The organism is Actinoplanes couchii, assembly GCF_016862075.1.
Taxonomy (GTDB): Bacteria; Actinomycetota; Actinomycetes; order Mycobacteriales; family Micromonosporaceae; genus Actinoplanes; species Actinoplanes couchii.
This window is the reverse complement of the sequence record NZ_BOMG01000135.1, coordinates 20,552-29,586: the sequence shown is the minus strand read 5'-3', so window position 1 is coordinate 29,586 and position 9,035 is coordinate 20,552. Positions and strand designations below refer to the sequence as shown.

Genomic DNA, 9,035 nt, shown 5'->3' with positions numbered 1-9,035 from the left:
CCCGATCGCCGCGCAGAAGGTGTACAAGTCCGGCTACCCGGCCGGCCCCGGCCCGGCGTCCTGCGGTGGTTACTACTGTCCGAAGAACTCCGGCGGTGGCGGTGAGGGCCTCTACAACATGTGGTCCGCCTTCGCGAAGTCGATCAACACGTACTTCATCCCGTTGCAGGAGCGGGTCGGCTCGGACAAGGTCATCGCGGTCGCCAAGCGTTTCGGCGTCCAGTTCCGCGATCCCACCGAGGCGAAGCTGACCACCAAGGAGGGCGGTTCCGAGATGTTCGGCGCGTTCTCCCTGGGCGTCACCCAGTCCACCCCGCTGGACATGGCGAACGCCTACGCCACCCTGGCCGGTGACGGCAAGTACTGCGTGCCCACCCCGGTCGAGAGGATCACCACGCAGGGCGGCGAGAAAATCGACGTCGGCAAGCCGCACTGCATCCAGGCCACCACCAAGGACGTCGCCCGCGCCGCCCTCGACGCGGCCCGGTGCCCGGTCGGCGACTCGGCCCAGATGGGCAGCTGCAACGGGGCCACCGCGCCCAGGGCCCGGGGCGCCGTCGGCCACCCGATCTTCGGCAAGTCCGGCACCACCGACGCGTCGAAGACCGCCTCGCTGATCGTCGGCACCACGAAGATCGTCGTCGCCGGCTACATGGCCAACCCGGACTTCCCGCGGCACACCGACCAGATGGACCACGACATCATCAACCCCGCGGTGTGGGAGACGGTCGCCGACTACATGGACGGCAAACCTCGGCAGCAGTTCAAGAAACCGGGCAGCACCAAGATCGCGTACGGCGAGCAGCGCTCGATCCCGGACGTGACGTGTGACTCGGTCTCCGCGGCCACCAACCGCCTGGAGAACGCCGGATTCTCGGTCTCCCGCGGCAGTGACGTCCCCTCCAGCTGCCCCGCCGGAAGCGTCGCCGGAACCAACCCGTCCGGCCGGACGGTCAAGAACGGCGTGGTCGTCCTGGAGATCAGCAGCGGCCCGGACAAGGAGGAGAAGCCGGAGGGCCCGGGCGCCGGCGGCAACACTCCACCACGGCGCAACTAGGTGTCCTGACCGCGGACGTCGGTCCAGCGGCCGAGTGGGGACCGGGCCATCAGGATCGGGGACAGCAGCATGCCGGCGGCTGTCCCCAGCAGGGTGAGACGCAGGCCGTGGTGGTCCGCGGACAGGCCGCCGAGCACCGAACCCAGGGGTGCCGGGCCCAGCCCGGCGAAGGTGATCGTCGCGGCCACCCGGCCCTGCAGGCCGGCCGGGGTCACGGACTGGCGGACGACCGTGGCGGTGACGTTGACCAGTTGGCCGAACGTACCGAAAAGAAAGTTGATCGTCATCAGCAGTGGCACCGTGACCGCGGGCGGGCCGTGCACCACGGGCAGGAACAGCATCACCCCGTCACCGGCGGCGGCCGCGGTCACCAGGACCACGCCGTAGCCGAATCGGGCCGCGAGCAGCGAGCCGAGGAGCGCGCCCGGCCCGGCCGCGGCCAGTGACAGACCCACGGCCGTCCCGTCCAGGTGCAGCTCCCGGGTCAGGAACGTCAGGTACGCGGTCATCAGCCCGGCCAGGAAGAACTGGAACGCGGCCGACGCGAGAGCCACCGTCCGCAGCACCGGGTTCCGGGCGACAAAACGGATACCGTCCCTGATGCGTCCCCGGGCCGTCGGCGGCGGAGCCGGCTCCCGCCACGGGATGCCGCCGATCGCCAGCGCCGACAGGGTGAAGAACACGGCGCCGGACAGGACGGCCACCGGGGGCGAGAGCAGCGAGACCAGGGTTCCGCCGAGCGCGGGCCCGCCGATCTGGGCCGCCGACCGGCTGCCCTCGACCGCGCTGGTGCCACCCGGCAGCCGGTCGCGGGGGAGCAGCCGCACCAGGTAGACGTGGTAGGCCACGTCGAAGAAGACGGACATCGTCCCGACGGTGAAGGCGGCCACGGCCAGCATCGGCAGGCCGAGCGTGCCGGTGAGGGCGGCGACGGCGACGGCGATCAGGGCGGCAGCCCGGATCAGGTCCGTCGTGACCAGCACCGTGCGGGCCCGCCACCGGTCCATCCCGGCGCCGGCGAGCAGCGACACCAGCAGGACCGGCACCTGACCGGCCGCCCGGAGCGCCCCGAGTTGGGCGCCACCCACGTCGAGGCTGATGACGGCGATCAGCGGCAGGATCACCAGGCAGGAGTGTTCGCCCAGTTGGGAAGCGGTCTGACCGATCCAGAAACGACGGAACGCGGAGCGCACAGCGGACCCCTCGGGGGTTGCCGGAGAACACGGCCCGCCCACGGAACGGACGGGGATGCTCGCTGTGCCGCGCTTGTCGAAGGCAGCACGCGATGACCTGGCCGGGGACGGCCGGTGCGTCAGCGCGTGCGGTGGCTACCGGGTGTGTGGTCCATGTCGGTCAGACTAACGGGCATGCAGTTGTTCGGGACGATCACCGGTGTCGTCATCCTGACCGTGCCGGCGCTGCCGCTGGCCGGGCTGGCCGTCTGGGTCCTGGCCCGGCGCCGGGCCGGTGAGCCGCGGCCGTGGCGGCGGTCGCTGGCCGAGGTCGGCATCGTCTACGGCACGGTCCCGTGGCTGTGGATGATCCTGTTGCCGAACAACGGCCCGGCCGGCCGGGAGCCGCGGGTGAACCTGGTGCCGCTGCGTGACCTGATCGAGGTGCTGTCCGGCAGCCCGCTCGCCGCGGCCCTGCAGGTCGTCGGCAACCTGCTGGTGTTCGCGGCGCTGGGCTTCTTCGGCCCGATCCGGTTCCCGGCGCTGGCCTCGATCCGGCGGATGCTGGTCGTGGGCGCGGCCGGTTCGGTCCTGGTCGAGACGTTGCAGTACGTGCTGCGCCTGGACCGGGTCTCGTCGATCGACGACGTGCTGCTGAACACGGCCGGCGCCGGCCTGGCCGCGTGGGCCTCCCGCCGCTGGTGGCGGGAGACGAACGCGGCCGGTGGCCGGGAGGCGAACGTGGCCGGTGGCCCGGAGACGAACGCGGCCGGGCCGGCGCCGGCCCCGGCGATCAGAGAGTGATGACGATCTTGCCCTGGGTGCGGCCGGTCGCGGCCAGCGTGTGCGCGTCGGCGATCTTCTCCAGCGGGAACGTCTCGGCGATGTGCGGCGTGTAGGCGCCGCTCGCACCGTGCCGGGCGCCCTCGGCGAGCAGGGCGGAGTCGTTCTGGGCCGAGTGGTGGCGCACGCCGAGGTTGCCGGCGTTCAGGTGGTCGGCGACGGTGACGACCCGGGCGGCGTCGCCGGCGATGGCCACCAGGTCGGGCAGCGAGCCGGAGCCGACCGCGTCCAGGGCCAGGTCGACACCGCCGGGCGCGAGGGCGGCGACCCGGTCGGCGAGGCCGGGGCCGTACGTGGTCGGGACGGCGCCGATCGACCGCAGGTAGTCGTGTTTGCCGGCGCTGGCGGTGCCGATGACGGTGGCGCCCCGGGCGGCGGCGATCGCCACGGCCGCGCTGCCCACTCCACCGGCCGCGCCCTCGATCAGCAGGGTCTTGCCGGTCAGGTCACCGAGGTCGTTCAGGGCGCCGGCCGAGGTGGCGACGGCCAGGCCCGCGGCGGCGGCCTGCTCCGCGGTCCAGGTGGCGGGCACCGGCGCCCAGGCGGTCAGCACGAAGTGCTCGGCACTGGCGCCGACCAGGCCACCGAGACCGAAGACGGTGTCACCGACCGCGACGCCGGTGACGCCCTCGCCGACCTCGTCGACGGTGCCGGCCGCGTCCCGGCCCGGGATGGCGGGCAGGTCGACGGGGAAGTACTGCTGCAGGGCGCCGTCGCGCATCTTCCAGTCGATCGGGTTGACGCTGGCGGCGGCGACCCGGATGCGGATCTCGCCGGGGCCGGCGTGCGGTTCCGGGGCGTCCTCGACGACCAGAACGTCGGCGGGGCCGTACTCGTGGAAGCGGGCGGCGCGCATGGGAACTCCTGAGAACGGGGAACGGTTGCTGTGGAAACTAACGTAGAGTCGATCATTTTCCGCGGCAAGTGTCTCGAGGATCACTTTCCGCGGAAACTCGCCGGGTGTTACGGTGCGCGAGTGCAGGAGCAACTGGGCGAGGTCGAGATGGCGGCCTGGACGTCCCTGGTCGGTGTGGTGCTCTGGCTTCCCGGTGCGCTGGACACCGCGCTGAAGGGGCACGGGCTGAGTCATCACGAGTTCCAGATCCTGCGCTGGCTGGAGCAGTGCGACAGCGGCACCCGGACGATGGGCGATCTCGCCGAGACCGCGAGTGTCACCCCCTCGCACCTGTCCCGGATCGCCGCCCGCCTGGAGACCCGGGGCTGGATCGTCCGCCGCCCGGACCCGGCCGACGCCCGGTTCACGCTGGCCTCGCTGACCGACGACGGCCGGCGCAAGGTCGAGGAGTGCGCCCCGGCCTACTACGCCACGGTGCGTGAGCATCTCTTCGACCGGTTGAGCCCGGAGCAGGCCCGGCAGCTGGGCGAGATCACCGGCGAGATCCTGTATTCCCTGGTTCCGGCATGCCGCCCGAAGTGATGCGGTCCCGCCCGTCGCGTTTGGACCGGTAGAGGCATTCGTCCGCCCGGCTGATCAGCTTCTCCGGGGAGGCGTCACCGGAGCAGGCGACCCCGATGCTGGCGGTGACCACGCCGGCGGGCGCGGCGGCGTGCGGGAGCCCGAGTCGCCTGATGGCCGCCTGGATCCGCTCGGCCACCAGGATCGCCACCTCCTGGTCGGCGTCCTGCAGCAGCACCGCGAACTCCTCCCCGCCGTACCGGATCACCACGTCGCCGATCCGGACCGCGCCGCTGATCGCCCGGGCGACCTCCCGCAGGCACGCGTCCCCGGCCTGGTGCCCGTAGTGGTCGTTGTACTTCTTGAAGTGGTCGATGTCGATCATCGCGGCGGCGGTCGCCCCGTCCGAGGTGGCCAGCCGGCGGCGGTTGGGCAGGCCGGTGAGCACGTCGGTGACGGCCTGTTCGGCGAGCCGGGCGTTTACCGTGGCCAGTTCCCGGGTGCGGTCGGCGACCTGGCGTTCCAGCCCGGCGTAGAGCAGCACGTTGTGCAGCGAGACGCTGAGCTGGCCGGTGAGCAGGGCGACGGTGCGCTGGTGGTGGCCGGCGAAGGGCCGCTGCCGGTGTTCCAGGACGAGGACGGCGCTGGGCTGCCCGCCCCGGTCCACCGGCACCACCAGCAGCGCGCACCGGGGCACCGCCCGCAGGTACGGGTCGGCGGCGAACCGGACGTCCCGGGTGGCGTCGGTGACGATCAGCGGCTGCCGGGTGTGTTCCACGTGCCGGACCACGGTCAGCGGCACCAGGGCGGGGCCGCGCAGGTGCCGCAGCACGCCGTCGGGGGTGAGCAGCCGCCAGTCCCGGTGCTCGGCGTCGTGGATGACCAGGTGCACGGTCTCCGCTCCGGTGAGGTCGGTGAGGATGGCGCCGACCCGGCCGCTGAGCCCGGCGAGCCCGGTGTCCGAGCTGATCGCCTGCCCGGCCCGCAGCACCGCGAGCAGTTCGGCGGCCTGTTCCGGGGCGTCGCGCCGGTCGTCGACGGCCAGCCCGAACTCGATCCGCAGGTCGGTGACCTTGCGCAGGGCGCCCCAGCGCAGATAGCGCTCGGCGGCGTCGGCGAGCACGACGTGCGCGGTGTGGGTCAGCCCGTACGCCAGCAGCAGCCGCCCGTGCCGTTCGGCGATGACGGCCTGATGCCACGGCCGGTCCCGTTCGTCGGCGGCGCGCTGGGCCCGGTCGTACCAGCGGACCGCGGTGGTGAGGTCCCGGGCCTGTTCGGCGTGCAGCCACGGCACCAGGTGCCCGAACTCCCCGGGGGAGTCGGCGGCCCGCCGGGTCAGCCAGTCCCGGTGGGCGGCGAACTCGGGAGTGTCGCCGTGCCCGGCCACGGCGAGGGCGAGCGCCCGGATCAGGTGGGCGGAGAAGACGGTCGGGATGCTGCTGAACGCCGGGATCATCGCGGCCGCCCGCGCCGAGTGCCGCTGCAGCGCCGGGTCGTCGCCGAGGATCAGGGCCACCAGCGCCTGGTAGATGTGGTTGGCGATGGCGGCGGCACCGACGGCGCCGGCCAGGGCCTGCTCGTCGATGCGGTCCTGGTCGCCGGTGAGGACCGCGGCGACCTGCCGGTGGATCTCCAGGTTCTGGGCGCCCGGCCCGTTGCGGGTGGTCTCGGCGAACGCCAGGCCACGGTCGGTCTCGGCCCGGTACGCCGCCAGAGGGGCGTAGTCGATCATCAGGGTGGCGGCGGCCGGTGCGGTGAACCCGGCGTTGGTCAGGTCACCGCCGCGGACCAGCCGGTCGTGCACGTCCCGGGCCGCGGCGACCACCGCGGGGAACGGCTGGAAGAACGGGGCCAGGGTCACGGTGTGCAGGAACCGGATGTACGACGCGTCCGGTTCGGCCTGCAGGATCTCGCTGAACCGCAGCATCCGGTGCAGGATGTCGTACCCGGTGGTGTAGTCGTCCCGGTGCCGGGACAGCACGAAGTGCGCGTTGACCAGGGCGCCGGCCAGGGCCACCGACGGTCCTTCGGTGCGCCAGCGCCGGGCGGCGGCCCGGATCAGCCACGGGTGCAGCGGGTCGTCGAGGAACCAGGCGGCCTGCACCGACCGGGCGATGATCCGGGCCAGGGGGTCGTGGGCGCGGGCCCGGCGGGCGTCGTCCTCGGCGCTGCCGGTGGCCGCCCACGTGATCATCTCGTCGGCCATCAGACCGGTCTCGTCGTCGGCCACCGACGGCGACAGGCCCTGGGCGGTGAGCGCCGCGTACCCGGTCGACAGCGCCTCGGCGAACCGGTTCTGGCAGATCAGCGCGGTCATGTACAGGTCGGCGGCGGCCAGCCGCTGTGCGGGTTCGGCGCCGTCCAGGGCGGGCCCGCGGTAGATCTCGGCGGCCTCCTCGAACCGGCTCATCGCCAGCAGCGCGGCCTGCCGTTCGACGGCGATCCGGCCGAGCAGGACCGGGTCTCCGGCGGCGAGCCGGGCCGCGCCGAGCAGCGCCCGGTCGGCGAGGCTGAAGTTGACGGTCCGGCGGGCGTGCGCCGCGGCGTCGCACAGCCGGCGGGTCACCTCGGCCGCCTCGGCGCCCGGTTCGACCAGGTCGAGCACGAGCAGGTACTGCTCGGCCACCACGGCTTCGGTGCCGGGCCGTGCGGCGAGCCGGCGGGCGGTGGTCAGGTGGCAGGCGGCCCGGTCCGCGGCGGGCACCGCGTCGTGCGCGGCCTGCCGGATCCGGTCGTTGCGGAACCCGTAGGTCTCCCACTCCTGGTCGGCGACGACCAGTCCGGCCTCGATCGCCGGGCGCAGCCGTTGCCCGGCCTGCTCCTCGGTGCACGCCGCCGCGGTGGCCAGCGTTCCGGTGGTGACGTCGTCGCCGAGGCAGCCGAGCAGTTCGGTGAGCCGCCGGGCGGCCTCCGGCAGGGACCGCAGCCGGGCGGTGAGCGCGGCCGGCCCGGCGTCGACCGACAGGGCGCGGAGCGGGTCGTACACCCAGCCGTCGCCGTCCGGCCGCAGCGCCCCGCCCCGGCGCAGCGCGTTGACCCGCTCGACCGTCTCGAACGGGTTGCCGTCGCACCGGACGGCGACGTCGGTGAGCAGGTCGGCGTACCTGTCGACGGGCAGCCGCAGCATCTCCCGGAGCAGGGTGCCGGACGCGGTGGCCGGCAGTGGGGCGACGGTCATCATCGCCGGCACCGGGTCGGCCGAGCGCCAGCGTGCCAGCGCGGCGGCGAGCGGGTGCGCGGCCGGGAGCTGGTCGTCGCGGTACGCCGCGACCAGCAGGAACCCGGGGATGCCGCCGGTGCCGACGACACCGTCCAGGAACTCGACGGCCGCGCCCTGGGCCCAGTGCGCGTCGTCGATCACCATCACCAGCGGGCGGTCCGGCCCGGCCACCGCGCGCAGCACCTCCAGGCCGCTGCGCATCAGCCGGGTGTGCACGGTGACCGGGTCGTCGGCGGTGCCGTCCGGGACGATGCCGAGCACCGTCGCGATCTCCGGGACCACCGCGGCCAGGATCCCGGCGTTCGCGCCGAGCGTGCCGGTCAGGTGCTCGCGCAGGCGCTGCAGGTCGGCGGCGGGTTCGGCGAGCAGCATCCGGGCCAGGGTGCGGAACGCCTGCCGGAGCCCGTCGGCGTCCGGTCCGGGGCGGGCCGGGTCGAACCGCCCGGCGACGAACCAGCCGCCGGCCCGGGCCACCGACGGCCGCAGCCCGTCGACCAGCGCGCTCTTGCCGACCCCCGGCGGCCCACCGAGCGCCACCACCCGGCCGCCGTCGCCGATCGCCCCGGCCAGCGCCCGGTCCAGGGCCCCGGCCTCGGCGGACCGCCCGACCAGGTGGGACGGGGCGGTCAGCTCCCAGGGGAAGTCGCGTTCCCCGGGCGGGAAGACGGCCCCCGGATCGGTCCGCAGCCGCCGTAGGTCGTGCAGCACCCCCTCGGCGCTCTGGTAACGGCTCTCCGGGTCCTTCTCCAGCAACTTCGCGACGATCAACCCCAGCATCGCCGGTACGCCGGGAGCCAGGTCGCCGATCGGATCGGGCACCCGGGTCAGGTGGTCCCGCAGCAGGCGCAGTGGGTCGCCGGCCCCGAACGGCGGCGCTCCGGTGGCCATCTCGTACAGGGTGGCGCCCAGCGAGTACAGGTCGGAGCGCTGGTCGACCGGCCGGCCGGTGCGCCCGGTCTGTTCCGGGGCCAGGTAGGCCAGGGTGCCGGTGATGTCCCGGTGGTGGGTGAACCGGGGCCGTTCGAGGGGGTACGTGGTGGCCAGTTCGAAGTCGCCGAGCACGAGGCGGGGGCCGGTCCGGCGTACCGCCGCGGGGGTGATGTTCTTGTGCAGGACCCCACGCTCGTGCAACGCCGCCACGATCGACGTCAGCTCGGCCGCGGTGTCGAGCAGCGCGCCGGGATCGAGGATCGGGCAGGTCAGCGGTTCTTCGCCGGGTTCCGCGCCGGGGAGCACCGGGACGCCCGGCACGCCGGCCAGGCGGCGCAGGACGAGCGCCTGCTGTCGCGGTAGCACTACCTCCTGATCGGCATCCCGGGGCCACCT

Annotated in this window: 6 protein-coding genes; 3 read left to right on the top strand and 3 right to left on the bottom strand. The window is 73.8% G+C overall.

Annotation, left to right across the window (positions count from 1 at the left end; translation table 11 throughout):
- A partial coding sequence (locus Aco03nite_RS50345; protein WP_203809986.1) for a penicillin-binding transpeptidase domain-containing protein occupies positions 1-1,057 on the top strand: 1,057 nt, incomplete at its 5' end.
- On the opposite strand, the gene Aco03nite_RS50340 is transcribed toward Aco03nite_RS50345, so the two are convergent.
- Positions 1,054-2,250, bottom strand: coding sequence for an MFS transporter (locus Aco03nite_RS50340; protein ID WP_203809984.1), 1,197 nt, complete (start codon positions 2,248-2,250; stop codon positions 1,054-1,056). The genes Aco03nite_RS50345 and Aco03nite_RS50340 overlap by 4 nt on opposite strands.
- Positions 2,251-2,424: 174 nt before the next feature.
- On the opposite strand from Aco03nite_RS50340, the gene Aco03nite_RS50335 reads away from it, so the two are divergent.
- A complete protein-coding gene (locus Aco03nite_RS50335) occupies positions 2,425-3,033 on the top strand; it encodes a VanZ family protein (protein WP_239146109.1) in 609 nt (202 codons plus the stop codon).
- Here Aco03nite_RS50335 and Aco03nite_RS50330 read toward each other — a convergent pair.
- On the bottom strand, positions 3,023-3,928 hold the full coding sequence (locus Aco03nite_RS50330) for an NADP-dependent oxidoreductase (RefSeq protein ID WP_203809980.1): 906 nt from the start codon (positions 3,926-3,928) through the stop codon (positions 3,023-3,025). The two genes, Aco03nite_RS50335 and Aco03nite_RS50330, sit on opposite strands and share 11 nt — an antisense overlap.
- A 120-nt stretch (positions 3,929-4,048) precedes the next feature.
- On the opposite strand from Aco03nite_RS50330, the gene Aco03nite_RS50325 reads away from it, so the two are divergent.
- Positions 4,049-4,510: a MarR family winged helix-turn-helix transcriptional regulator gene (locus Aco03nite_RS50325; RefSeq protein WP_239146108.1), complete on the top strand. Its 462-nt coding sequence runs from the start codon at positions 4,049-4,051 to the stop codon at positions 4,508-4,510.
- Here Aco03nite_RS50325 and Aco03nite_RS50320 read toward each other — a convergent pair.
- A complete protein-coding gene (locus Aco03nite_RS50320) occupies positions 4,461-9,005 on the bottom strand; it encodes a diguanylate cyclase (protein WP_203809978.1) in 4,545 nt (1,514 codons plus the stop codon). The genes Aco03nite_RS50325 and Aco03nite_RS50320 overlap by 50 nt on opposite strands.
- Positions 9,006-9,035 lie beyond the last annotated feature (30 nt).